Origin of the sequence: Rhizobium mayense, from assembly GCF_030272705.1 — a bacterium.
GTDB classification, from domain to species: Bacteria; Pseudomonadota; Alphaproteobacteria; order Rhizobiales; family Rhizobiaceae; genus Rhizobium; species Rhizobium mayense.
This window is the reverse complement of the sequence record NZ_JARFYM010000028.1, coordinates 16,646-39,231: the sequence shown is the minus strand read 5'-3', so window position 1 is coordinate 39,231 and position 22,586 is coordinate 16,646. Positions and strand designations below refer to the sequence as shown.

The window sequence follows — 22,586 nt, the reverse complement described above, 5'->3', positions numbered from 1 at the left end:
CTGAAGAAAAGATAGCGCCAAAGGCCAGGGCATGTCCTTGCTAGTTATGGCTCGAAAATCATGCTATGAGCAATGATCTGCCAATATTGGCAAGGAAAGTTCGCGAAGATGCCAAAATTGGATAAATTCGACATCGCTATCCTCAACTGCCTGCAGGAGGATGCGCGGGCCACTAATGTCGAGATTGCCGAGCGGGTGAATCTTTCGCCTTCGCCCTGTTTGAGGCGCATTCGCAACCTGGAAAAATCGGGTCTGCTGCGCGGCTATCGCGCCGATATCGACCGCAAGGAAGCAGGCCTCGGGCTGACGGTTTTCGTCGAACTCAAGGTCGGCCATCATTCGAAAGAGAATTCCGAAGCGCAGCAGGCAGCGTTACTCGCTATCCCGGAGATCGTCGCTTGCCATCTGATTTCGGGGGCTGCGGATTTTCTGGCAGAAGTCGTCGTCGAGGACCTTGCCGCCTATGAGAGGGTGATGTCGGAAAAGCTTTTGACGCTCCCCGGCGTCTCTGACCTGCGCTCGAATTTCGCGATTCGCAGCATCAAGACCAACGGCGTCCTGACGTTGCCGCAGCCGGACTGAAAACAAAAGGGGCCGTCGCCGGCCCCTTCCATGTCAGGATTTCGTTATCCTCAAAGCAAGGTGCCGCTGAGGATCAACAACGCGACCGAAAAATAGATCACCAACCCGGTGACGTCGACCAGCGTTGCGACGAAGGGGGCCGATGCGCTGGCCGGATCGAGGCGCAGCTTTTGCAGAATGAACGGAAGCATCGAGCCGGCAAGCGAGCCGAAGGTCACGATACCGATCAGGGCAGCGAAGACGGTGACGCCGACGAGTTGCCAGTGCGGACCGTAGTCGAAAAGGCCAATCGTCTGCCAAAGCACGACGCGCGCAAAGCCGACGAGGCCGAGGATCGAGCCGAGCACAATGCCCGTCGGCAATTCGCGGAGCGCGACCCGCCACCAGTCGGAAAGCTTCAACTCGCCGAGCGCCAACGCCCGGATGATCAGCGAGGTTGCCTGCGAGCCGGAATTACCGCCCGAGCTCATGATCAGCGGGATGAACAGCGTCAGCACGACTGCCTTTTCCAGCTCACCTTCGAAATGCTGCATGGCGCTGGCTGTCAGCATTTCGCCGAGGAAGAGGGCGGCGAGCCAGCCGGCACGCTTGCGGATCATCCCGCCGAAGCCGATCTTCATGTAAGGCTGGCCGAGGGCCTCCATACCGCCGAATCTCTGCGCGGCTTCGGTCGTATCGGCGATCATCGTATCGATGACGTCGTCGACCGTGACGATGCCGAGCATGAGGCCGTGTTCGTCGACAACCGGCAGGGCGAGCAGGTCGTGCCGGCGGATCAGGCGGGCAACATCCTCTTGCTTCATCAGCGCAGGCGCGGTGACCGGAGCACCCTTCTGCGCCACCGTCAGGATACAGGCGTCGGGCTCACCGGTGATGAGACGGCGCAGTGTCACCACACGCAGCAGCTCGTGGGTGTCGTCGTCCAGCACATAGATGGCATAGACGGTTTCGCGGGAGCGCTCTACCTGGCGAACGTGGTCGAGCGTCTGCGCAACGGTCCAACTGGCGCACACACTGACATATTCCGTCGTCATGATGCCACCTGCCGTGCGCGGCGGATAACCCATCAGACCCTGGATCGCTACGCGAACCGGCTCCTCAAGGGTAGCGAACAGACGCGCGCGAGCGTCGTCGTCCAGTTCGAGAAGAATGTCGGCCACACGGTCGTTGGACATGCCATGCAGCAGCCGTGCGGCGTCCGCATTGGTCATGACCTCGAGAATGGCAGGGGCGTTACGAAGCTCCGGCCGGTCGAGAATGCGAATGGCGCGTTCTTCCGGCATCTTGGCCAGGATGCGTGCGGCTTCGCGAGCCTCGATCGCGTTCAGCGACTCAACGCGTTCTGCAATGGTAAGGGCGCGATTATTATTGATAAAAGCACGGGCGGCGTTGCCAGCCCGCATGGGAAAGCTGTTGATATTCATTATAGCTCGCCTTTCCGGTCGATCCGCCGTCGTGGCAGATCGTGGCGAGCCGACAGGAGTCGGTTACAGCACGAACGCCACTGACGGCAAAGGCAATCGACTACTACTGTCGCTAGGCATCGTAAGATGGCTCCGGTTAATCGGTATGGAAAACACTGTTCCCCACATCGGGAGAAGTCGCTCCGAAGACGCGAAAAGTCAAGTGGCGCCCATGGTTAATGCCATAATGTCGCAGGTATTTTTTTGTTGGGCGGCTAAAGGCTTATGCGTTGCAACAATCGCTGTTGCAAAAATGTCATAAGCAGTTTGGCCGGGCGGTAAACACCCGGCCAAACCTGGAAGATGGATGGGCTCAAAAACCGGCCAGAACAACCTTGCCCTTCATCTTGCCCGTCTCGACCAATGCGTGCGCCTTCTTCAAATTCGCGGCACTGATCGTGCCCAGCGTTTCGGTCAGCGTCGTGCGGATCTTACCGGCGTCCACCAGTTCGGCAATCTTGTTCAGCAGCTTGTGCTGTTCGATCATGTCGGCCGTGTTGAACAGCGGGCGGGTGAACATCAGCTCCCAGTGGGTCGAAACCGCCTTGCGCTTGAAGGGAGCGACATCTAGGACCTTCGGGTCGTCGATCAATCCAAAACGGCCCTGCGGTGCGATGGCTTCGACAATCGAGGCAATATGATCGCTGGTGTTGGTGGTCGAAAAGATGAAGGCAGGAGCGCCGATGCCGAGAGCTTCGATCTGCGGAGCCAATGGCTTGGAGTGATCGATAACATGGTGGGCGCCGAGTTCCTTCACCCAGGCCTGCGTTTCTGGCCGCGAGGCAGTGGCGATCACGGTCAGGTCGGTCAGCGTCCGGGCGATCTGGATAGCGATCGAGCCGACGCCGCCGGCGCCGCCGATGATGAGAATGGCGTTGGCGGCACCCGGAACTGGGTCCTGCACTTTGAGGCGGTCGAACAGCGTCTCATAGGCGGTGATCGACGTCAGCGGCAAAGCCGCGGCAGCCGCGAAATCGAGGCTTTTCGGCTTCAAGCCGACGATCCGTTCGTCCACCAGGTGAAACTCGGCGTTGGAGCCGCCGCGATTGATGGCGCCGGCATAAAAGACTTCATCTCCGGGCTTGAACATGGTGACATCGGAACCGATCGCCTTGACGACACCGGCCGCGTCCCAGCCGAGAACCTTGTATTCGCCCTCAGCGGGGTTGGCGCTCGCGCGGACTTTGACATCGACGGGATTGACGGATACGGCCTTGATTTCCACCAGGAGATCATGACCCTTGGCTTCCGGCGTCGGCAGGTCGACATCGATCAATGACGTCTCGGCGGAAATGGGTTGCGGGATATTGTAAGCGACGGCGCGCATGGGAAAACTCCGGTGTTTGTTGCACGGGAACTAGATGAATCTTATGTTCGCATGACGCAAGAATGCGCAAATTCTGTACGTAGTACCCAAAAGGATACTGTCGATGTCACTACCCCGCGCCAAGCTCGTCAAGAATTTCCCGGGTTGTCCGGTCGAGGCGACGCTAAGCCTGCTCGACGGCAAATGGAAAGGCGTGATCCTGTTCCACCTGATGGAGCGAACGCTGCGATTCAATGAGATCCGGCGCAGGCTGCCGGCGGTGACGCAGCGCATGCTGACGAAACAGCTGCGTGAGCTCGAAGAGTCTGGCCTGGTGTCACGCACCGTCTTCCCGGTCGTGCCGCCGCGCGTCGATTATGCGCTGACGCCGCTCGGCGCCAGCCTTGAGCCGATCATCAAAGCGATGGCCGTCTGGGGTGAGCAAAATGTCTTCTGCGATACTGGCAAGCAGGAAGTGCGGCCTTTGCCGGCCTCATGCGCGCCGGCCGTCGCGCTCGAGAGCAACTGATATCGCGAAAACGATCAGGCCGAAAACGGAGAGCACCGCGCCGACATAGCCCGTCGACGCCGCCGTGAAGCCCCAGGAGATCACCAGCCCTCCGAGCCACGCACCGAGCGCATTGGCGATGTTGAAGGCCGAGTGGTTGGAGGCGGCAGCCAGCGTCTGCGCATCCGCCGCGACATCCATCAGGCGTGTCTGCACAGCAGGGCAGGCGGCAAAACCGCAGCCGATGAGGAAGACGCAGAGGCAGAGCATCACCGGATTGGCAGCCGTCAGCGAAAACAGCGTCATGATGACGACGTTGAAGACCATCATGCCGCCGATCGTACCCTTGATCGAGAGGTCGCCTAGGCGCGAGCCGACGATATTGCCGACATTCATGCCGATGCCGAAGAGCGCCAATACGACCGGCACCATGCTCGTTCCCAAGCCGGCAACCTGCGTTGTCGTGGTCGCCACATAGCTGAAGATCGAAAACATACCGCCGAAGCCCACTGCCGCGATGCCGAGCGTCAGCCAGACCTGGACGCGGCGCAGCGCCCCCAGCTCGCGGGCAATGCTCGCCCCTTCCTCAACCTTGTCTTTGGGGAGGAACAGGGCAATGAGCAGCATGGTCACGAGGCCGACGCCGCCGACCATCAAGAAGGCCGCCCGCCAGTTCAGAAGCTGGCCGAGGAAGGTGGCGATCGGCGTGCCGACCAGGGTAGCGATGGTGAGGCCGAGCATGACCTGGCCGACAGCACGTACACGGCGATGGACCGGCACCATCGAGGCGGCCACAAGAGCGGCGACGCCGAAATAGGCACCGTGCGGCAGGCCGGTGATGAAACGCAGAGCCGCGAAGCTTTCGAAGGTTGGAGCCAGAGCACTGGAAATGTTGCCGGCTGCAAAGATTGCCATCATCAAGAGAAGCAGGGTGCGCCGCGCCATCTTGGCGGCGAGAACGGCGATGACCGGGGCGCCGACGACAACGCCGAGGGCATAGGCGCTGATAACGTGGCCTGCCTCCGGCGTAGTGACGCCGAAAGTATCGGCGACCTCAGGCAACAAACCCATGATGACGAATTCGCCGGTACCGATACCGAAGCTGCCGACCGCGAGCGCCAGCGTGACAAGGGCGATCGCGGTACGCGACGGCGCCTCGAGGATGGATTGGGAATCGATGACGTCGGCGGCGATATCGCTCACGAAAACTCCTTGGCGGCGATCATGCAAAAAGTGCCGCGGAGCGGGCAACCGGGTAAAAGCCGGCATGCAGGCCTCGGGCACAGGATACGAAATGAAAGACTGGAGAGGCGCGAAGGTACCTCAATTAATAATATGAATCGGGGTGATATTGCTGTCGCGTGCATTTTTTGCAGTGCAGCATGTCGCTCCCTGCATAAGTCTTTACGAGGCTCGTCGCTCGATGCGCCACCCGCCTTGATTGCCGCGGGCGGTGTCAAAATGCTTGAAATCGCCTTGGCCGAAACCATTTCTGGAAGAGCAGGTGTGGGGATCAGATCCTTTTTTGAGACGTATTCAGCGGGAGCACCGGGAGCCTCGATGAAACTGATCGGCTTTTTCAATCGCGATGGCGGTACATTCAAGACGGCGGACATGGACGCCTACGAAATGAAGGCAGAGCAGGTTTTCCGGGACGCCGGCCATGATTTCGAAGGTTTGGTCGTGTCGGGTAGCGAAATCGTTGCGGCCATGGAGCGCGCGGCGCGGCGCGACGATATCGATGGCATCGTCGCCGGCGGCGGTGATGGAACGATTTCAGCGGCAGCCGCGGTCGCCTGGCGAAACGGCGTCGCACTTGGCGTCATTCCGGCTGGCACCATGAACCTCTTTGCGCGCTCGCTCCATCTGCCGCTCGATATCTGGCAAGTGCTGGACGTGCTGGCGACAGGCGAGATCGATCAAGTGGATATCGGCAGCGCCAATGGTCGGCCCTTCATCCACCAGTTTTCCGCCGGCATGCATGCGCGTATGGTGCGTTACCGCAACGCCTACACCTATCGTTCGCGTATCGGCAAGATGTCGGCCAGCACCCGCGCCGCCTTGGGCGTCGTCTTCAACCCGCCGGAGTTCGATGTCGATTTCGAAGCCGAAGGAGTTCGCGAGCGTCGCCACGTCTCGGCAATTTCCATATCCAATAATCCCTTTGGGCTTAACACATTGCTTTATGCCGATGATCTGCGCGGCGGCGAGCTTGGCTTCTATACGGCGGGGCCGTTGCGACCGCTCAACGTGGCGCGGCTCGCCATTGATATGCTGCGCGGCCGATTCCGCGAGAACGCCGATGTCATGGTTATGCATGCGCGCGAAGTGCATCTACATTTCCCGAAATTGCGTAGTTTGGCGAATTGCGTCATCGACGGCGAGTTGTGGCCGCTGGAACGCGACATCGCACTGAAGCTTCATGCCGGCGAGCTGAAGGTGATGATCAAGCAGGGGACGGCCGCACGAGCGACCGAGGAAGACGCAGCCCGCAGCGCGGTCGTCTGAAGTCCGTCAAAGGCGCGGCAGATACGTGCGATAGTCGAAATCGGACACGGTGCGCAGATAGCGGATGGCTTCCTTGTGCTTCGTATCGCCGTAGAGCTTCTGATATCGCTCTCCAAAAATATCGGCGATGAAGGGGGAGGCGTGGAAGCGTTCGACGGCGGTGAGGAAATCATGCGTCAATCGAGGCGCATTGGACGGCGCATGGCTTGGCGTCGTCTCTTCGCCGGGATCGAGTTCATTCTGCAATCCGAGCAACATGCCTCCGAGGATTGCCGCCAGCATCAGATATGGATTAGCATCGGCGCCGGCGACGCGGTGTTCGATGCGCGCGCCCGGCCCATCCTTTTCAGGGATGCGCACGGCAGTTCCGCGATGACCGTATCCCCAGGTGAGGTCCACGGGTGCGAATGAGCCCGGCTGGAATCGGCGATAGGAATTGGCATAGGGCGCAAAGACCAATTGCGCGTCCTGCAGGGTCTGCAACAGGCCGGCGCAGATCGATTTCAAGCTCCTTGGTTCGCCGCCCGCCGCGTCCAAGATATTGCGTCCCTGATCGTCGATAATACTGACGTGCACATGCAGGCCGGAGCCCGCGTGATCGCTATAGGGTTTCGCCATGCAGGTCGATTTGAGGCCGTGCTTGCGCGCCGCCTGCTCGGCCACCCGTTTCAAGGCGGTGCAGTCATCGGCGGCGGCGAGCGCATCCGGGCGGTGCAGCAGATTGACTTCGAACTGGCCGGGGCCGAATTCTGCCGTGGTCGCGTCCGCGGGCAGGCCCTGCGCCTTGGCATAGGCGCGCAACGTTTCGAGATAGTTGCCGAGCAGATCGACGGCATCCATATCGTAGAGCTGATAGCCGTTCGGCTCGTCGCGATACATTAATGCCGGCGGCGGCGAAGGGAGGCCGCGCTCGCGCCAGTCGCCGTCGAGAATATAGAACTCCTGTTCGGTCGCAACGACTGGCGTCAGGCCGAGCGCCTTATAGCGATCGACGACGGCTGACAGAATAGCGCGCGGATCCTGGAAACTCGGGCTGCCGTCGAGTTCATGCATGGTGGCCAGCACCTGCTTCGATCCGGGCGGCGCCCAGGGCATGTCCGCAAGCGTGCGCGGATCAGCGACGCAGGTGCCGTCGGGATCGCCGATGGTCAGCGACAGTCCAGTGAGGTCGTCATTGTCGTCGCCCCAGATATCCAGGGATTGCGTCGAGGTCGGCAAGCGCACCGCGCCGGACCAGACCTTCCTTTCGGCTTCGATGGGTATCTGCTTGCCGCGCAGCCGACCGTTCATATCGACGATCAACACTTCGATGCGTGCCATACCTTCGGTTGAGCTGTCCGCCGCCATGCCCTTGTCAATCCCCCATACTCACGTCATGGTCGTAAACGATCGAGGCCAGCCTTTCAATCCGATAGGGATTCTGCAAACGATGTCCGACACTTCCAGCCGCTCCAACCTCGCCGCCGTCGACGCTGCTCATCATCTCCATCCCTTCGCTGACATGAAGAAGTTGAATGCCGACGGCGCCCGGATCATCCAGCGCGGCGAGGGCGTCTACATCTTCGACAGCAACGGCAAGAAATATCTCGATGGCTTTGCCGGCCTCTGGTGCGTCAATATCGGATATGGGCGAACGGAAATCGCCGATGCCGCCATCCGCCAGATGAACGAACTACCCTATTACAACACGTTTTTCGGCACGACGACGACGCCGGCTACGCTTCTGTCCGAGAAGGTCTGCGCCCATGCCGGACCGCATTTCAATCATGTCTTTTTCACCAATTCCGGCTCGGAAGCTAACGACACCTGGTTCCGAATGGCGCGAGTCTACTGGAGCGCTGTAGGCAAGCCGACCAAGAAGACCGTTATCGCCCGCCGCAATGGCTATCACGGCTCCACGGTCGCCGGCGCCAGCATGGGCGGCATGAAATATATGCATGAGCAGGGCGATCTGCCGATCCCCGGCGTCGTCCATATCGGCCAGCCCTATTGGTATGCCGAGGGCGGCGATCTCTCCCCGGAAGAGTTCGGCGTCAACGCTGCTCGCGAGCTGGAAGAAAAGATCGATGAACTGGGCGAGGACAATGTCGCCGCCTTCATAGCCGAGCCGGTCCAGGGGGCAGGCGGCGTCATCATTCCACCCTTAACCTATTGGCCGGAAATCGCGCGCATCTGCAAGGCGAGAAACATTCTCCTGGTCTCCGACGAAGTGATCTGCGGCTTCGGAAGGCTCGGCTCCTGGTTCGGCTATCAGCATTTCGGTGTCGAGCCCGATCTCGCGCCGATCGCCAAGGGTCTATCGTCGGGCTACCTGCCGATCGGCGGTGTATTGGTCAGCGACCGCATCGCCGATGTGCTGATCAACGATGTTGGCGAATTCAACCATGGCTTCACCTATTCGGGCCATCCGGTCTGCGCCGCTGCCGCGCTGGAAAATTTGAGGATCATCGAGGACGAGCGACTGATCGAGCGCGTCCGTGACGATATCGGCCCTTATTTCGCAAAGGCGTGGAGCAGCCTTGCCGATCACGATATGGTCGGCGAAGCCGTCAGTATCGGGCTGATGGGCGCGCTGCAACTCGCCGCCGACAAATCCACGCGCCGCCGCTTCGAGAAGCCGGATGCGATCGGCTCGGCGGTGCGCAATGACGCTTTGACCAATGGTCTCGTGCTTCGCGCCACTGCCGACCGCATGCTGGCCTCGCCGCCATTGATCATCAGCCATGAAGAGGTGGATGCAATGGTGCGCATCGCGCGGTTGGCGCTTGATGCGGTGTGGGCGGAAGCGCGAGCGTAATCAGCTCTTGTCCGCCAGAGATTGCGCATCCCATTTGCCTGCCTTGTGCAGGGCAAGGGTCAGCGCCGCGACGTGGATGACCTGGATCATCTTGCCCTCGAGCGCCAGTCCGATGGCCTGCCGGATCGGCATGCGGATAAGCCGAGTGCGTTCCGTCGGATCGTCGGCGGGCTTCATAGTGATCTCGACATTGCGAGCGAGCACGATGTGGGAAAGGTTCGAGTGGGTTGCCGGATTCGGTGCAAGGGCGCCGACATACTCCCATTCGGAAGCAGAGAGGCCGGTTTCCTCTCTGAGTTCGCGCGCGGCCGCCTCGACCGGGTTGGCGTCGCTGGCATCCATTGCCCCGCCCGGCACCTCCAGTGCGACGACGCCCAGACCGTGACGATACTGCTGAACGAGGTAGATATTGTCCTCCGCATCGAGCGCCACTACTTCGACCCAATCGGGATATTCCAGCACATAATAGGGGGCAATCTCCACGCCCTCCGCCGTAACACAGGTGTCTGCTCTAACTGTCAGCCACCGATCGTGAAGCAGGTGGGTGGAACTCTTGACCTGCCATGGCGGGAGATCGGCAGAGTCAGGCAACATTGTCGCGAGCTTATCGGTCTGGTCCATGAGCTGTTCCGGCGTTGAGATTGGGAGTGGAGAGCTGTTCCCGCGGATCGCACGATCGGCGTTTATTTCGGATAGATCCAGGAATAGGCGAAGGTCGCCATGTCGCCGAGGTTGCCGTGGATGTATTGGACATTCGCAAGCTTGACATCCGGCGCCCGATATTGCGAGCCGAGCGTTTCCTGCAACCAGTTCGTCAATGCCGCGGGCACACCGTCGGCGTTCTTGCCCGGCCGCCAGACGACGAGGATCGGCTTATCGGCGCTCCATTGAAAGTTTGTCTTCAGATTTCCGAAGAACAGCGACATGGCCGGCACGTGCGGTAGTTGCAAATGCAGATTGCCGGCCGGCAGCCAGTTGTCCGTCAGCACCAGTCCCGGCGTTTTGCCCTCCATTGCCACGGCCTGGCTCACGAAGGCGGGGTAGGGCGTGTTGTAGTGATCATAGGAGCCGAAGAGCGTCGGAAAGGTGACACGGATCAAAAGCAGCGCCGGAATGATCAGCATCATCGCAAGCGGAATATAGAAGAAGCGCTTGCCGAAATCTGCGGCCTTGATACCGGCCGCTTCCATCTTCAGGCACAGATAGATCGGCAGCAGGAACAGGAAGGGCAGCAGCCACCGGTCCCGCAGCGCTGTCATGCCGATCGCGACGATCAGGATCAGCACGAGCACGGCGATGGCAGCGAAGAGGATTCCGAAAAAGCGGGTCCATTCGTTCGAGGGGCCTATTTTTTTTAAGGCACTCTTGCCGAAGACCAGCGAGTAGACGACGAGTGTCGGCGCGCAGATGACGACGACCAATTTCATGAATTCGAGTGGCCCCTGCACCAGCTTGGCAAAGGCGCTTTCCGGTGCGTCCTGCTCCATGATACCCAGGGTCCGCCCAGAGGCGAGGTCGAGATTGTGGATCAGCCAGAGCCCGTGCGGCAAAAACAGCAACAGCGCGATCACCAGCGTCAGCAGAAAGCGCCAGTCGAAGATGCGCGAACGTCCCTGCGGATGCATCATGACGGCGATGACAGCCGCGACGGCAAGCAGAGCGAAATTATATTTCGACAGCATGCCGAGGCCGAGCGCTATGCCGGTGAACACATAGGAACCGGTGCTTGGCGTCTTCAGCGTGCGGATCGCACCATAGAGGAAGAGATTGATCGTCAGAAGCTGCGCGACCGTATGCGTCAGGTCACGCTGCGCCTCCCAGAAGAGCTGCGGGATCGTGAACAACGACAGCGTGGCGATCGCCGCGAAAACCTTGTCGGACAGGACCAGCTTTGCCAGCTTGTAATAGCTGAGGAACACCAGGAAGAGCACTATGTTCTTGACAATGGAAATCGTCGCCAGCGACAGTCCGAAGACGGATACCGCCAGCGCCTGCATCCAGTTGTAGAGCGGCGGCTGCGAATCGTAGCCGAGTGTCAGCCATTGCGAGAAAAGCGCCTGCTGTGACTCGTCGTAGCGCATGCCGTGCGGCATGGCGAGCCGCACCAGGAATTCGAGGAGGAAGTAACCGGCAAACAAGAGGATGACAGTATCCGGTCGGCGGACCAGAAGCTTATGCATCCTGACTATCCCGATCGAATATCTTGCGGACGATGTAGTTCGGCGACAGATCGTCGCGATAATAGATGCGCGCGATCATCTCGGCCAAAATGCCCGTGGTGATCATCTGTATCGACGACAGCAGAAGCACGACCCCGACCAGCAATAGCGGCCTGTTGCCGATATCGTCACCGAAGATGAACTTGTCGACGAAGAGCCACAGCAGGATCAGACCGGCGAGCGCCCCGAGGCCGAGGCCGAGAGAGCCGAAGAAATGGCCCGGCCGCGCCTTGTAGCGCATGAAGAACATGACCGACAGCAGATCGAGGATGACACGGAAGGTGCGCGAAATTCCGTACTTCGATATGCCGTGCTCGCGCGCATGATGGGTGACCACCACTTCGCCGATTCGCGAGCTCGGTACCACGCCGGCGACCCAGGCGGGGATGAAGCGATGCATCTCGCCCATCAGCTTCACCTGCTTGATGATCGACGCACGATAGATTTTCAGGCTGCAGCCGTAATCGTGCAGCTTGACGCCGGTGATGCGGCCGATGAGATAATTTGCGCACCAGGAGGGGATCTTGCGCAGGAAAAGCCCGTCCTGCCGGTTCTTGCGCCAGCCGACGAGCAGGTCGAGATGCCGACGTTCCAACTCTTCGACCATCGAAGGGATATCCTTCGGGTCGTTCTGCAAATCACCGTCCATCGTGGCGATCAGCCGACCGCTGGCGGTGTCGATGCCAGCCTGCATGGCCGCGGTCTGGCCGAAATTGCGTTGTAGCTCAACAATGCGCAGCGTGAGCCCCTCGCGCCCGAGCGAGCGGCGTGCATTGGCAAGCGTGGCATCGGTGCTGCCGTCGTCGATCAGAATCAGTTCCCAGGGCTTGGTGAAACCCACCATGGCGGAACAGATGCGCTCGATCAGCGGTCCAACGCTTTCTTCCTCATTAAAGACAGGTACGACCAGCGAAAGCTCAGTGGTACTTATTGTATCGGTCAGGGGGCGGATCGACTCTGCCGTTGTCTGCAACTCTTCTTTCTCCTAAAAGACCGGCAGAACCGGCCGGACGGAACGAGCGACATGTCCGGCGTCAGCCTCCGCTCGCATTGGGTGCCTTAACTACATGAAGACTCCGATGGTTGCCAGCCGACAGAACTGGTTTATTCGCAATCGCATGACGCTGCTGACATCGGCCGTCGTTCTTGGCTATGCCGCCTTCATCGAATGGTTCTGGGGCTGGAGTTCGATCCTGGCGCAATGGGGCCAAGTTGGCGTCCTGCCCATTCTGCTGGCACTGGCACTGCTGACCAGCACATATTTCCTGCGCACCTGGCGCATCTACGATTATTTCCCGAAGGAGACCGGTGGCCATTTCACGGCGCTCTTCCGCGTGACGCAGGTCCACAATCTCCTCAACATCATGATGCCCCTCCGCACGGGGGAGACCAGCTTTCCGGTGCTGATGCGTTCCGAGTTCGGTATTCCCCTGGCGCGCGGCACTTCGGCGCTGTTCGTCATGCGGCTGTTCGACCTGCATGCGCTGCTCGCCGCGGCGGGCATCGGCCTGGCGCTGGCCTCGCCCTATCGCGCTCTTGCCTTGGTCACATGGCTCGTTTTCCTGCTTTTGCCGGTGGCCGGTTTTGCCCTTCGCCGGCCGTTAATCAAATTTGCCGCCAAGGCATTGCCGAAGAAGGCGCAGGGATTGGTGCATGAACTGGAACGCGGCCTGCCGGCGAATGCCGGTGCTTTTGCCCGCGCTTGGCTGGCGACGGTGGTCAATTGGCTGGTGAAGGTCGTGGTGCTTGCCTGGGCGCTCCGCCTTATGAATGTCGCACCGCTGTCGGCAAGTTTCGGTGGCGCGCTCGGCGGCGAGCTTTCTTCTGTGCTGCCGGTGCATGCGCCCGGAGGAGTGGGCACCTATCCGGCCGGCATCACCGCCGGCGCCATGGCTTTCGGAGCTCCGGGGCAAAAGGCCGCGCTCGACAATCTGGCGCAGGCCAGCATCAACGCGCATCTCCTGATCGTCGTCTCGGCTCTGACGGGAACGGCACTTGCGCTGCTGATTTCAAGGAAGCGCCAGGGATAGGCTTATCGTTCGGTCTTGCCGGCAAGCTCCGCCAGTCGCTTGCGCAGGAACGCCTGCTCAGGCGCTTGGTGGCAAAGCGAAAGCGCCGTCTCATAGGACAGTCGCGCTTCATCTTGACGGCTGAGTTGCCGCAGAAAATCGGCCTTTGCGGCGTGGGCCAGATGATATCGGGCCAACAGCTCTTCGCTCAGAAGCCCGTCGACGATCTCGAGTGCGGCCGCAGGCCCATCACACATCGAAACAGCGACTGCCCGGTTCAGTTCGATGACCGGCGACGGCTGCGCCACCAGCAGCAGATCGTAAAGCGTCACGATCCGCCGCCAGTCCGTTCGCTCCGCCGTTGCCGCGCGTGCATGCTCGGCGGCAATTGCCGCTTGTAGCGCATAGCTGCCGACGCTTTCGCCCGCCTTCGCCTCGGCGGCGAAGGCCAATCCCTCACGGATTCTCCCAATGTCCCAGAGCCCGCGATCCTGATCCGCAAGCAGGATGAGATCGCCGGAAGCGCTTGCCCGCGCCAGCCGCCGCGAATCCTGCAAAAGCATCATCGCCAGCAGTCCGGCAACCTCCGGATCGGGCAGCAGCCCCAGAAGGAGCCGGCCGAGACGAATGGCCTCGGCGGCAAGGTCGGCGCGGACGATGGCGGCGCCGGACGAGGCGGAATAGCCTTCGTTGAAGACGAGATAGATGACATGCAGCACCTGCGCCAGCCGCTCCGGCAGATCCGCCTTTGCCGGAACTTCATAGGGGATGCGGGCTGCGCGAATGCGGTTCTTGGCGCGAACGATACGTTGGGCGACAGTCGGCGCCGATATGAGGAAAGCATGGGCGATCTCTTCCGTCGTCAGGCCGCAGACCTCGCGCAGAGCCATTGCCATCTGCGCCTCCGCAGGGATGAGCGGATGGCAGCAGGTGAAGATCAGCCTGAGCATGTCGTCTTCGATCTCTTCGCTTTCGGCGATCTCGGTCAATTCGCCCTCCGGATACAGGCTGTCGACGATATCGGCCTCGGAGGCGTTGAAACGCGCTCTCCGCCGGATGTGGTCGATCGCCCGGAAGCGGCCGGTTGAAACCAGCCAGGCATAGGGGTTGGCCGGGATAGCCTCTTCCGTCCATTGCTGTGCCGCTGCCGCAAAGGCGTCGTGAAGAGCCTCCTCCGCCCGGTCGAAATCGCCGAGCAAGCGGATCAGCGTCGCAAGCACGCGGCGCGATTGACTGCGGTAGATATCGTCGATGGTTTCGTTCAGCGACACGGCCGTCTTCTGTTCTCCTGTCAGGTGCCGGGAAGGGTCAGTATCCGGATCGGACGAATTTCGATGGCGCCGTATTGGGCCGAGGGGATGCGCCGCGCGATTTCGGTTGCACCGGTCATGTCGGCCGCCTCGACAACATAGAAGCCGGCCAGATGTTCCTTCGTCTCTACAAATGGACCATCTGTAGTGGCAAGCGCCGATCCGGGCGGGCGGATGACAATCGCCGTGTCCGGCGCCTCAAGCGCGTCCGAGAGAATCAGCGTGCCTGAGCGTCTCAGGCCCTCGTCATACGCGAAGTGCTCCGTGATCAGCGCATCACCCTCGCTGGTGGTCAATGTGCGTTCCAAGTCGGCCGGCATGTAGATCAAGCATAAAAACCGCATGTCGATGTCCTCCCGCTCTTGCCTATTCATTCGGAAACCGGATGTCATAAGCCGCGCGGACCTCGATCATGCCATACCGGGCGACGGGGAAGGTGGCCGCGATGCTGGTCGCCTCGTCGATATCCTTCGCCTCGATCAGCACGAAGCCGCCGAGATGCTCTTTCATTTCGGCAAATGGGCCGTCGGTGACCGTGGCCTCGCCTTTGCGCACTCGAACCGTTCTGGCGGTCTCAGGTGCTCGCAACGCGTTCGCCACCACGATATGTCCGCTATCGCGCAGCCTGTTGTCGTTATCGACGGACTCTTGCGTGAGCCACCGTCCTTCTTCCTCGGTGAGGGTCATGATCTCGGCGGTTTCGAACCAGACCTGGCAGAGAAATTTCATCGTCGTCTCCTTACGCTTCGGGACCGAAGGAATAGATCGGCCGCACCTCGATGCTGCCGAGCTTTGCCATCGGAATACCGGCCGCCACGCGGATCGCATCGTTCAGGTCCTTGGCCTCGATCAGGATGAAGCCGCCAAGATGTTCCTTGGTTTCGATGAATGGGCCGTCCGTCACCGACGTTTCCCCGCCGCGCACCCGCACCGTCACGGCTGATCGTGGCGATTGCAGCGCTTCGGCGTGGATCATATGCCCGCTGGCACCCAGGTCCCGGTCGTAGGCGAGCGAATCCGAATCGAGCCTGTGCTTTTCCTCTTTCGTCATGGTTTCGAACTTCGTGCCGTCGAACCAGACCTGGCAAAGATATTTCATCGCAGCGCCTCCTCTTTCATTTGCTGACAGCCATAGACGAGCAGGCCATAGGCAAATCGACATCCCGATCGACAGCATGACAAAAAATTTCATCGCTGTCGAAAAAGAGCGCGGCCGCTCGACAAGGTTCCGTCATCACCAAAGGAGAGACCGAGATGCACACCTTGGAAGCAGCGCTGGTGAATCATTGGTGCAGGAAGACATTGTCGGAGAAGGACCTGATGGAACCGGTTGGGCTCGGGAAGGTCGTTCTTCGTACCATGATCGGCTTTGCCGCCTTTGCGGTTCTGATTCTTTGCCTCAATTGGGCGGCAAATCCTGGGATCAATAGGCCGCAGGTAGCCGCCGTCGATCAAATGCGGTTGATGCCGCAGGCAAAAGAATAAGGGGTCGGGTGAGGCATCGCCAGCCCCTAACCGAAATGTGGAATCCAGATATAGATTGGTGCCTGATCCACTTGCGGCAGGATTTTAAGGCGATTTTCCTTGCCGGACATATCTTTGTGAAGCATCCTGCGCGCGCAACTGCCGCTGGAAGTCCGTTTTTGAAACACTACCTATGCCCTTGCCGAATTTCCCGGCACGATGTCGCGCGAGACGCGGGTCGGCTACATGACCGGAAAGCAGGGGGACACACTCGCTTGGCCTTGTGGTTTCGAGATCGCGAAGGAGAGATGCTCAATGGTAAGGAAATCGGGTGAAGTGCTGGAAGAAGTCCGTCGGCTTCACGCACAGATGATGGCGATGGCCACCGGCTCGCCGGATGAGCGGTTTGAACGCATTTTCGAGCTTGTGCCCCGTGAAGCCTTCCTTGGTCCCGGTCCCTGGCATATCGTCGTTCATCCCTGGAAGAAAACCTATCGGCATCGCTACATAGAAACGCCGAGTGACAATCCGGTGCATGTTAACCAGAACGTGCTGGTTGCGCTGGATCGGACGAAGGGCATCAACAATGGCGAGCCCATGTTGCATGCAGCTTGGCTCGGCAGCGTCAATCCGCAGGGTGGAGAGGTCGTAACCCACATCGGGGCAGGCACAGGCTACTACACCGCGATCCTGTCGATGCTGACGCTTCCGGATGGCCGCGTGCATGCCTTCGAAATCGATGAGCGCCTTGCTGGGCGGGCACACCAGAACCTCACCCCTTTTGAAGATGTTTCGGTTACGCATGGTGATGCTACTGTGCTGGCGCTGCCACCGTCCGACTTGATCTACGTGAATGCCGGCGTGGTCGCCCCGCCCGTGCATTGGCTGGAATCCCTGCGTCCCGGTGGTCGGATGATCTTTCCTTGGCGCCCGAGCGAGGATGTTGCTTTCGCCATGCTGATCACTCGGGGCCAAACAGGATTCTCTGCGCGGCCTTTGATGCCGGCTTGGTTCATTCCGTGTATTGGTGCAAGCGACCTTCACCATGGCCTTAAAGTGCCAGATAGCGCCGGCGCGCAAACCATACGCTCCGTCTGGCTGACCAAAGATCGAGACCCGGACGAGAGTGCGATTGCGATTTTCCGCGACATCTGGTTCTCAGATGAGGCCGTTACGCCGATCGCAGTTGCTGCATAATTCTTAAATTTCGCGAAAACCGGCTGCGCTGAGTTCTTCGGTAAATTCCTGTCGCAAAACCCGCTCGCAAAAGTCAGAGTCCCGCAACAGACGGTTGCAACAGGAAGTAATTCATATTTCAAATGGGCACGCTGGGCGAAGCCCTTACTTCTATTGAAACGCCGTTTCGAAGAAACTGCGCAGTTTGCGTGAATGCAGCGCCTCCGGCGGCATCGCCGCCAGTTTCTGGATGGCGCGGATGCCGATCTGCAGATGCTGGTTCACCTGCGTCCGATAGAAGGCGGTCGCCATGCCAGGTAGCTTCAACTCGCCGTGCAGCGGCTTGTCCGAAACGCAGAGCAGCGTACCGTAGGGAACGCGGAAGCGGAAACCGTTGGCGGCAATCGTCGCCGACTCCATGTCGAGCGCCACGGCGCGCGCCTGCGACAGTCGCTTGACGGGACCGGCCTGGTCGCGCAGTTCCCAGTTGCGATTGTCAATCGTGCAGACCGTGCCGGTGCGCATGATGCGCTTCAGCTCGAATCCTTCATAGCCGGTAATCTCGGCGACCGCCGCTTCCAGCGCCACTTGCACTTCGGCGAGCGCCGGGATCGGCACCCACACCGGCAGGTCGTCGTCGAGAACGTGATCCTCGCGCATATAGGCATGCGCCAGCACATAGTCGCCGAGCCGCTGGCTGTTGCGCAGGCCGGCGCAGTGGCCGAGCATCAGCCAGGCATGTGGGCGCAGTACGGCGACATGGTCGGTGATCGTCTTGGCGTTGGACGGGCCGACACCGATATTGATCATGGTGATCCCGGCATGGCCCTTCTTTTTCAGATGATAGGCCGGCATCTGCGGCAGCCGCGGCGGGGTCGCGTTCCCCTCAGGTTGGCTGGAGCCGGGCAGCGTGATGATGTTGCCCGGTTCGACGAAGGCGGTATAGCCGTCGCCGCCCTTGGCCATCAGATCGCGCGCCCAGTTACAGAATTCGTCGATATAGAACTGATAGTTCGTGAAAAGCACGAAGTTCTGGAAATGCGTCGCGCTCGTTGCCGTGTAGTGAGCGAGGCGCGCGAGCGAATAGTCGATGCGTTGTGCGGTAAACGGTGCCAATGGCGATGGCTGGCCCGGCGGCGGGATATATTCGCCATTGGCGATCTCATCGTCGGTGGTATTCAGGTCCGGCGCGTCGAAGAGATCGCGCAGCGGAATATCTTCGAAAGCAGTGGCGGAAGCTTCCACATGCGCGCCTTCGCCAAAGGCGAAATGCAGTGGAATGGGCGTCGTTGATTCCGACACGAGCACCGGCACATTATGGCTGCGCATCAGCTGCGCCAATTGCTCTTTCAGATAGTGCCGGAAGAGCTGCGGGTGGGTGATGGTGGTCGTGTAGATGCCTGGCGCGGTGACGTGGCCGTAGGAGAGGCGTGTGTCCACATGGCCAAAGCTCGTCGTCTCGATGCAGACCTGCGGGTAGAAAGCGCGGTAGCGTGCCGTGATCGGCGCGCCCTTGGCGAGCTTGGTGAAGCTGTCGATCAGGAAAGCGGTATTGCGCTCATAAAGCTCTGTGAGCGCATCGACTGCCTTGGCCGGGTCATCGAAGCTCTGCGGCTGAAACGGAGTGGGTGAGGAAATATCGAGGGGTGAAAAAGGGGAGATTCTGTTGCTCATGAGCTATTATAGAATGTCGTCCTTAACAAGCAAACGACGTTGCAAGACACCGTCCGGGATTTTCGCAGCTATTTTCAAGCTGTTTTGCGGTTCGATTCTCGAAGATCGGTGAAACGTCCCCTACTGCACTGCCGTGCAATAGGGGCTGCCTGTCTGCAGGCAGGTGAAGCTTGCACCGAAATGCGATTGCGCGCCGCTGCGGCCGGTGTTGTCGACCGCCATCGAAAACGTGATCGCAAAGATGGCGGCAGACAGCATGATGATGGCGAAGCGCCGCGCTATGATGATCCTGTTCATATTTCTGGCCCTACCCGTGCCCTATACTGGACACTGTTTTGCCATGGTCAGGCTGAACAGGTGCTGAGATGCCAGTTCATCCGGCGTTCAGAAAGATTAGCGCGTATGACTTTGAACCGAAGGTCTTCCCCGGGCGAAAGACGTATAGATTTGGTCTAGCGTCCCCCGGCGAAGTACTTTCTAAAGCTTCGTCCAAGTTTGTGATTTGCAGAACACCTTCAATACGCAGCCCTGCATTTTCACAGTTTTGCCGCTTACTGTACCGGTTCCGTCATAGGTCTTGTTGGCCTCGGGATCTGTGAGTTGGCCAGAGTAGGTGCCGCCCTTGCCCTGCATCTTGCCGATCTGCCGGCCGGCATATTTCCCGGTCTTCAGCGTCACGCAGTAGCTGCTGCCGCAAGGCGCGATCGCGGCGGTATCACCTTCTGTGGTCTTCCAATTGCCGACGATTGGCTCGTCGGCCAAAGCAGCGCTCGCACTGAAGACCAGCGCGGCGGCGAGAATGGTGGCACGGATCATAGCTTTCTTCCCCCAAGGTTCTCCGGCGCTGGGCCGGGACTGCAGTGAAACTATCCAGCGGGAACGCAAAGGTAAATACTCCTTGTGGGGCGCGAATTTATGGCTTCCCAGGCCTCTGCGTCCCACTGAAAAATAACGCGCCTTGTTTCGGCGGCTGCTTTCGTGGTGAACGAAGGGTTTAAATCCAAACCTTAACGATGTGTAAAACTCGCTCGAAAATCCTTAATTTGCAAGGGAAGCGATGTTTAACAAAATCCCAAGTTTACCAAGCATTTGTACTTTGTTTGCATCGAATTAAGCATGCATTTTAGCCGTTTTTTGAAAGCCGTCTGCGATAGTGGAGCCATCAAACGAGCGGGGCAAACCCGCCGACCGGAAGGATCATCAAGCCGCGATAGACGGCAAGGTCCGGAAGGAAAAACAGGGTCAGTAACGAATAAACCGAAACAGGGATTAAACCGATGGCACGCTTCGAAATACCGGCATCCGAAATGGCCATGATGGGTGGCAACAGCGCTGACGCTCTCTGTGAACTGGGCGTGATCTATGCGACCGGCAGGGGTTGCGAGGCCGACCTTGTTGCCGCCCACAAATGGTTGAACATCGCCGCCATCAAGGGCAGCGACCGCGCCGCCGAGTTTCGCGCCGACGTCGCAGCCTCGCTGACCAAGATGGAACTCGCCACAGCGCTCCGCGCCGCCCGCGAATGGATGACCACGCACTGAAGCTGCCCTATTAATCTGAGAGAATAACAACCCGGAAGAGGGGGCTGGCAACGCGGCTGCTGCCCGTTGCCAATATCAAGAAAACCGCGACCGGCTGGGAACAAGGCCGGCGCGGTTTCTTGCTTTGGATTACCCCTTTTCTCTCAGGACGTGTCGGTTAGTGCAAATGGCAAACACATAATAATTGATCTGTCGACGTGCTATGGGTTGTGATAAAGCTCTCAGAATTCGCTATAAGAGAGTAGGTTTAGGCCGCAGTTGACGGCCTTTTCTTTGAGACGTCGAAATGGGCACCCAACTGTCGCTGAGATTTGAATTTGCCTACGATAAGGGCAGATTGCTGTTATTTTCCTTGATTTTGTCGTTCTTTTTGGTCGGCAGCGTATGGATATCCTATCGCCCCGACAGGGCCGCGCACTCTGCTTTCGCTCCGATCCTGCTATGGCCGTTTGCAGCGCTTGTTGGCTTTGCTGCGCTTAGTTTGCTGGTCAAGCTGTTTAAGAACGAGCCGGGACTGGTGATTTCAGGCACTGGAATTCACATCGCGAGCTTCGCTGCCGAAACGATACCGTGGCTGGCCATACGAGACCTCGAGAGGTATCAAAGCTGGGGAACGGATAACCTTACGGTTCGTCTCGATCCGGCCGCCGCGGGCACTCTGAACCGTCGCGGATTGATAAGCAAGCTCCCCAAAGCGCTTCGGGGCTCAGGGACGAAGGCGGGAATTTCGCTGAAAATCTTGCAGGGCGATCCGGACTGGATATTCGAGCAATGCTGGGATTTTCTAAGACGGGCCCGCGAGGATTACCGCACCGCCGCGACAAATACCGGCTCCGCCAAGCTGCTCGATACCGATTACGAGACGGTGCATGCCGCCGCAACCCATGGCCAGCCGCTGTTCACGTATGCGCTGATTGCCGTCCTGGCCATCGTTTATGCAGGGGAACTCGTCTTTGGCGTCGACGCTCCGGACAAGGGTTCACCGACAGTTCAAACGTTGCTGGTGTTAGGAGGAACCTTTCGCAACAGCGTTCTCGTCGCTGGTCAATGGTGGAGGCTTTTTACCGCGCCTTTCCTGCATGCGAACCTCCTTCACCTGGTCTTTAACTGCTTCGCTCTTTGGTTCGCAGGCAGGCTGCTCGAACGCCTCATCGGCTGGCGCTGGTTCGCTGGCCTGTTTTGCATCAGCGCCCTCGGCGGATCCGCAGCGTCCTTGCTGATCAATCCCGACAATCTCGTGGCCGTTGGGGCCTCCGGTGGGATCGTCGGCCTGTTTGCCGCCATTATCGTTCTGAGCTTTCATTTCCGCTCCGGTTCGCTGCAGACGTCACTGCGAGTTGGAGCAATCCGAATATTGATACCGTCCTTGATACCGTTCATATCGCGAACGCAGGACGGCATGCACATCGACTACGCAGCGCACCTGGGAGGAGCCGTGGCCGGCGGATCGATAGCCCTGATACTGTTGACTGCCTGGCCTCGCGTGCGTCCACGTCCCCGTTTCAGTGTTGCGGCGTTAACGATCAGCATCGCGTTTGCTGTCATCGCAGCCGTCTCGCTCTGGCCCATCAGCCAGATCCGCGCCGACCTTCTCACGAACCCATTTTCGCAATATTTCCGGGGACAATATCAACTGGCGGCACAAGACTTCGCCGTTAAGGCTCAGCAGAACGAGAGGGTGGCGCCCTATTATTATCTCTGGCGTTATCTTGCTCAAGAGCAGGGCAAAGACGCCGAGGCAGCGACCGACCTTCGTGCCGAGGCCGGGAAGCTTGATCAAGCGAAATGGCCCTATCCCGTCTATAGGCTCTTGCTCGGCGAACTGAATCCTGCCGAGGTCATTGCTAAAGCCTCTGACAACGACTCTCTCTGCGAAGCAATCTTTTATATCGGCGAATGGCATCTCCTTCGGAAAGAGATTCCGGATGCCCGCCAGCAATTTCAGGCCGCGTCGCTGTCGTGTCCCTCGACCTTCATGGAATATGACGGTGCCCGAGGGGAATTGCAGAGACTTCGCACGCAGTAATTA

Annotated in this window: 23 protein-coding genes; 9 read left to right on the top strand and 14 right to left on the bottom strand. The window is 59.5% G+C overall.

Features of this window, described 5'->3' with window-relative positions; all coding sequences use genetic code 11:
- Positions 1-108 precede the first annotated feature (108 nt).
- Entirely contained in the window at positions 109-582 is a 474-nt protein-coding gene (locus PY649_RS25825) for an Lrp/AsnC family transcriptional regulator (RefSeq protein ID WP_285871706.1), read from the top strand.
- 50 nt (positions 583-632) lie between these two features.
- On the opposite strand, the gene mgtE is transcribed toward PY649_RS25825, so the two are convergent.
- Together mgtE and PY649_RS25815 are read right to left on the bottom strand one after the other, a co-directional pair.
- Positions 633-2,006 carry a magnesium transporter gene (gene mgtE / locus PY649_RS25820; RefSeq protein ID WP_285871705.1) on the bottom strand — a complete coding sequence of 458 codons (1,374 nt, stop codon included), beginning with the start codon at positions 2,004-2,006 and terminating at the stop codon, positions 633-635.
- 352 nt (positions 2,007-2,358) lie between these two features.
- On the bottom strand, positions 2,359-3,372 hold the full coding sequence (locus tag PY649_RS25815; RefSeq protein WP_285871704.1) for a zinc-binding alcohol dehydrogenase family protein: 1,014 nt from the start codon (positions 3,370-3,372) through the stop codon (positions 2,359-2,361).
- Positions 3,373-3,475: 103 nt separating this feature from the next.
- Between PY649_RS25815 and PY649_RS25810 the strand changes: the two genes are divergently transcribed.
- Positions 3,476-3,880, top strand: a complete 405-nt coding sequence (locus PY649_RS25810) for a winged helix-turn-helix transcriptional regulator (protein WP_285871703.1) — start codon at positions 3,476-3,478, stop codon at positions 3,878-3,880.
- Here the strand turns inward: PY649_RS25810 and PY649_RS25805 are convergent.
- Positions 3,845-5,062 carry an MFS transporter gene (locus tag PY649_RS25805; protein WP_432761408.1) on the bottom strand — a complete coding sequence of 406 codons (1,218 nt, stop codon included), beginning with the start codon at positions 5,060-5,062 and terminating at the stop codon, positions 3,845-3,847. The genes PY649_RS25810 and PY649_RS25805 overlap by 36 nt on opposite strands.
- Positions 5,063-5,419: 357 nt before the next feature.
- Between PY649_RS25805 and PY649_RS25800 the strand changes: the two genes are divergently transcribed.
- Positions 5,420-6,367 carry a diacylglycerol/lipid kinase family protein gene (locus tag PY649_RS25800; protein WP_285871702.1) on the top strand — a complete coding sequence of 316 codons (948 nt, stop codon included), beginning with the start codon at positions 5,420-5,422 and terminating at the stop codon, positions 6,365-6,367.
- A 6-nt stretch (positions 6,368-6,373) separates the two neighbouring features.
- Here the strand turns inward: PY649_RS25800 and PY649_RS25795 are convergent, their stop codons facing one another.
- The gene (locus tag PY649_RS25795) at positions 6,374-7,714 is read right to left on the bottom strand and encodes a glutamine synthetase family protein (RefSeq protein WP_285871701.1); all 1,341 of its coding nucleotides are present in this window, start codon (positions 7,712-7,714) and stop codon (positions 6,374-6,376) included.
- An 82-nt stretch (positions 7,715-7,796) separates the two neighbouring features.
- On the opposite strand from PY649_RS25795, the gene PY649_RS25790 reads away from it, so the two are divergent.
- Positions 7,797-9,164 (top strand): aspartate aminotransferase family protein, encoded by a 1,368-nt coding sequence (locus PY649_RS25790; protein ID WP_285871700.1) that lies wholly within the window; start codon positions 7,797-7,799, stop codon positions 9,162-9,164.
- On the opposite strand, the gene PY649_RS25785 is transcribed toward PY649_RS25790, so the two are convergent.
- From PY649_RS25785 to PY649_RS25775, 3 genes are all read right to left on the bottom strand, one after another.
- Positions 9,165-9,785, bottom strand: a complete 621-nt coding sequence (locus tag PY649_RS25785) for an NUDIX hydrolase (protein ID WP_285871699.1) — start codon at positions 9,783-9,785, stop codon at positions 9,165-9,167. It lies immediately after the preceding gene.
- A gap of 62 nt (positions 9,786-9,847) precedes the next feature.
- Complete coding sequence (locus PY649_RS25780) at positions 9,848-11,344, bottom strand: glycosyltransferase family 39 protein (RefSeq protein WP_285871698.1); 1,497 nt, start codon at positions 11,342-11,344, stop codon at positions 9,848-9,850.
- Complete coding sequence (locus tag PY649_RS25775; protein WP_285871697.1) at positions 11,337-12,356, bottom strand: glycosyltransferase family 2 protein; 1,020 nt, start codon at positions 12,354-12,356, stop codon at positions 11,337-11,339. Before PY649_RS25775 ends, PY649_RS25780 begins: the two co-directional genes overlap by 8 nt.
- A 94-nt stretch (positions 12,357-12,450) precedes the next feature.
- Between PY649_RS25775 and PY649_RS25770 the strand changes: the two genes are divergently transcribed.
- Entirely contained in the window at positions 12,451-13,413 is a 963-nt protein-coding gene (locus PY649_RS25770) for a lysylphosphatidylglycerol synthase domain-containing protein (protein ID WP_285871696.1), read from the top strand.
- A 2-nt stretch (positions 13,414-13,415) separates the two neighbouring features.
- Here PY649_RS25770 and PY649_RS25765 read toward each other — a convergent pair whose 3' ends face one another.
- From PY649_RS25765 to PY649_RS25750, 4 genes are read right to left on the bottom strand one after another with little or no spacing between them, the layout of a single operon-like run.
- Positions 13,416-14,663, bottom strand: a complete 1,248-nt coding sequence (locus PY649_RS25765; RefSeq protein ID WP_432761407.1) for an RNA polymerase sigma factor — start codon at positions 14,661-14,663, stop codon at positions 13,416-13,418.
- A gap of 20 nt (positions 14,664-14,683) precedes the next feature.
- Positions 14,684-15,046: a YciI family protein gene (locus PY649_RS25760; protein WP_285871695.1), complete on the bottom strand. Its 363-nt coding sequence runs from the start codon at positions 15,044-15,046 to the stop codon at positions 14,684-14,686.
- A 22-nt stretch (positions 15,047-15,068) separates the two neighbouring features.
- On the bottom strand, positions 15,069-15,431 hold the full coding sequence (locus PY649_RS25755) for a YciI family protein (protein ID WP_285871694.1): 363 nt from the start codon (positions 15,429-15,431) through the stop codon (positions 15,069-15,071).
- A gap of 10 nt (positions 15,432-15,441) precedes the next feature.
- Entirely contained in the window at positions 15,442-15,801 is a 360-nt protein-coding gene (locus PY649_RS25750) for a YciI family protein (protein WP_285871692.1), read from the bottom strand.
- 155 nt (positions 15,802-15,956) lie between these two features.
- Here PY649_RS25750 and PY649_RS25745 point away from each other — a divergent pair, with 155 nt between their 5' ends.
- Complete coding sequence (locus tag PY649_RS25745; protein ID WP_285871691.1) at positions 15,957-16,187, top strand: hypothetical protein; 231 nt, start codon at positions 15,957-15,959, stop codon at positions 16,185-16,187.
- Between the two features lie 294 nt (positions 16,188-16,481).
- Positions 16,482-17,363 carry a protein-L-isoaspartate O-methyltransferase family protein gene (locus tag PY649_RS25740; RefSeq protein WP_285871690.1) on the top strand — a complete coding sequence of 294 codons (882 nt, stop codon included), beginning with the start codon at positions 16,482-16,484 and terminating at the stop codon, positions 17,361-17,363.
- 150 nt (positions 17,364-17,513) lie between these two features.
- Here PY649_RS25740 and PY649_RS25735 read toward each other — a convergent pair whose 3' ends face one another.
- The 3 genes from PY649_RS25735 to PY649_RS25725 form a co-directional block, all read right to left on the bottom strand.
- Positions 17,514-19,016, bottom strand: coding sequence for an AMP nucleosidase (locus tag PY649_RS25735; protein WP_285871689.1), 1,503 nt, complete (start codon positions 19,014-19,016; stop codon positions 17,514-17,516).
- 120 nt (positions 19,017-19,136) lie between these two features.
- A complete protein-coding gene (locus PY649_RS25730; RefSeq protein WP_285871688.1) occupies positions 19,137-19,313 on the bottom strand; it encodes a hypothetical protein in 177 nt (58 codons plus the stop codon).
- 180 nt (positions 19,314-19,493) lie between these two features.
- A complete protein-coding gene (locus PY649_RS25725) occupies positions 19,494-19,832 on the bottom strand; it encodes a DUF2147 domain-containing protein (protein ID WP_285871687.1) in 339 nt (112 codons plus the stop codon).
- Between the two features lie 461 nt (positions 19,833-20,293).
- On the opposite strand from PY649_RS25725, the gene PY649_RS25720 reads away from it, so the two are divergent.
- Entirely contained in the window at positions 20,294-20,557 is a 264-nt protein-coding gene (locus PY649_RS25720) for an SEL1-like repeat protein (protein ID WP_285871686.1), read from the top strand.
- Between the two features lie 286 nt (positions 20,558-20,843).
- Entirely contained in the window at positions 20,844-22,583 is a 1,740-nt protein-coding gene (locus PY649_RS25715) for a rhomboid family intramembrane serine protease (protein ID WP_285871685.1), read from the top strand.
- The last annotated feature ends 3 nt before the right edge of the window (positions 22,584-22,586 follow it).

Bases quoted from the DNA above. Each gene is read 5' to 3' on its own strand.
- PY649_RS25720 (WP_285871686.1), top strand. From the start codon at position 20,294: ATGGCACGCTTCGAAATACCGGCATCCGAAATGGCCATGATGGGTGGC.
- PY649_RS25725 (WP_285871687.1), bottom strand. From the start codon at position 19,832: ATGATCCGTGCCACCATTCTCGCCGCCGCGCTGGTCTTCAGTGCGAGC.
- PY649_RS25795 (WP_285871701.1), bottom strand. From the start codon at position 7,714: ATGGCGGCGGACAGCTCAACCGAAGGTATGGCACGCATCGAAGTGTTG.
- PY649_RS25745 (WP_285871691.1), top strand. From the start codon at position 15,957: ATGCACACCTTGGAAGCAGCGCTGGTGAATCATTGGTGCAGGAAGACA.
- PY649_RS25740 (WP_285871690.1), top strand. From the start codon at position 16,482: ATGGTAAGGAAATCGGGTGAAGTGCTGGAAGAAGTCCGTCGGCTTCAC.
- PY649_RS25715 (WP_285871685.1), top strand. From the start codon at position 20,844: ATGGGCACCCAACTGTCGCTGAGATTTGAATTTGCCTACGATAAGGGC.
- PY649_RS25750 (WP_285871692.1), bottom strand. From the start codon at position 15,801: ATGAAATATCTTTGCCAGGTCTGGTTCGACGGCACGAAGTTCGAAACC.
- PY649_RS25780 (WP_285871698.1), bottom strand. From the start codon at position 11,344: ATGCATAAGCTTCTGGTCCGCCGACCGGATACTGTCATCCTCTTGTTT.
- PY649_RS25800 (WP_285871702.1), top strand. From the start codon at position 5,420: ATGAAACTGATCGGCTTTTTCAATCGCGATGGCGGTACATTCAAGACG.
- PY649_RS25810 (WP_285871703.1), top strand. From the start codon at position 3,476: ATGTCACTACCCCGCGCCAAGCTCGTCAAGAATTTCCCGGGTTGTCCG.
- PY649_RS25770 (WP_285871696.1), top strand. From the start codon at position 12,451: ATGAAGACTCCGATGGTTGCCAGCCGACAGAACTGGTTTATTCGCAAT.
- mgtE (WP_285871705.1), bottom strand. From the start codon at position 2,006: ATGAATATCAACAGCTTTCCCATGCGGGCTGGCAACGCCGCCCGTGCT.
- PY649_RS25815 (WP_285871704.1), bottom strand. From the start codon at position 3,372: ATGCGCGCCGTCGCTTACAATATCCCGCAACCCATTTCCGCCGAGACG.
- PY649_RS25825 (WP_285871706.1), top strand. From the start codon at position 109: ATGCCAAAATTGGATAAATTCGACATCGCTATCCTCAACTGCCTGCAG.
- PY649_RS25785 (WP_285871699.1), bottom strand. From the start codon at position 9,785: ATGGACCAGACCGATAAGCTCGCGACAATGTTGCCTGACTCTGCCGAT.
- PY649_RS25755 (WP_285871694.1), bottom strand. From the start codon at position 15,431: ATGAAATTTCTCTGCCAGGTCTGGTTCGAAACCGCCGAGATCATGACC.
- PY649_RS25730 (WP_285871688.1), bottom strand. From the start codon at position 19,313: ATGAACAGGATCATCATAGCGCGGCGCTTCGCCATCATCATGCTGTCT.
- PY649_RS25790 (WP_285871700.1), top strand. From the start codon at position 7,797: ATGTCCGACACTTCCAGCCGCTCCAACCTCGCCGCCGTCGACGCTGCT.
- PY649_RS25735 (WP_285871689.1), bottom strand. From the start codon at position 19,016: ATGAGCAACAGAATCTCCCCTTTTTCACCCCTCGATATTTCCTCACCC.
- PY649_RS25760 (WP_285871695.1), bottom strand. From the start codon at position 15,046: ATGCGGTTTTTATGCTTGATCTACATGCCGGCCGACTTGGAACGCACA.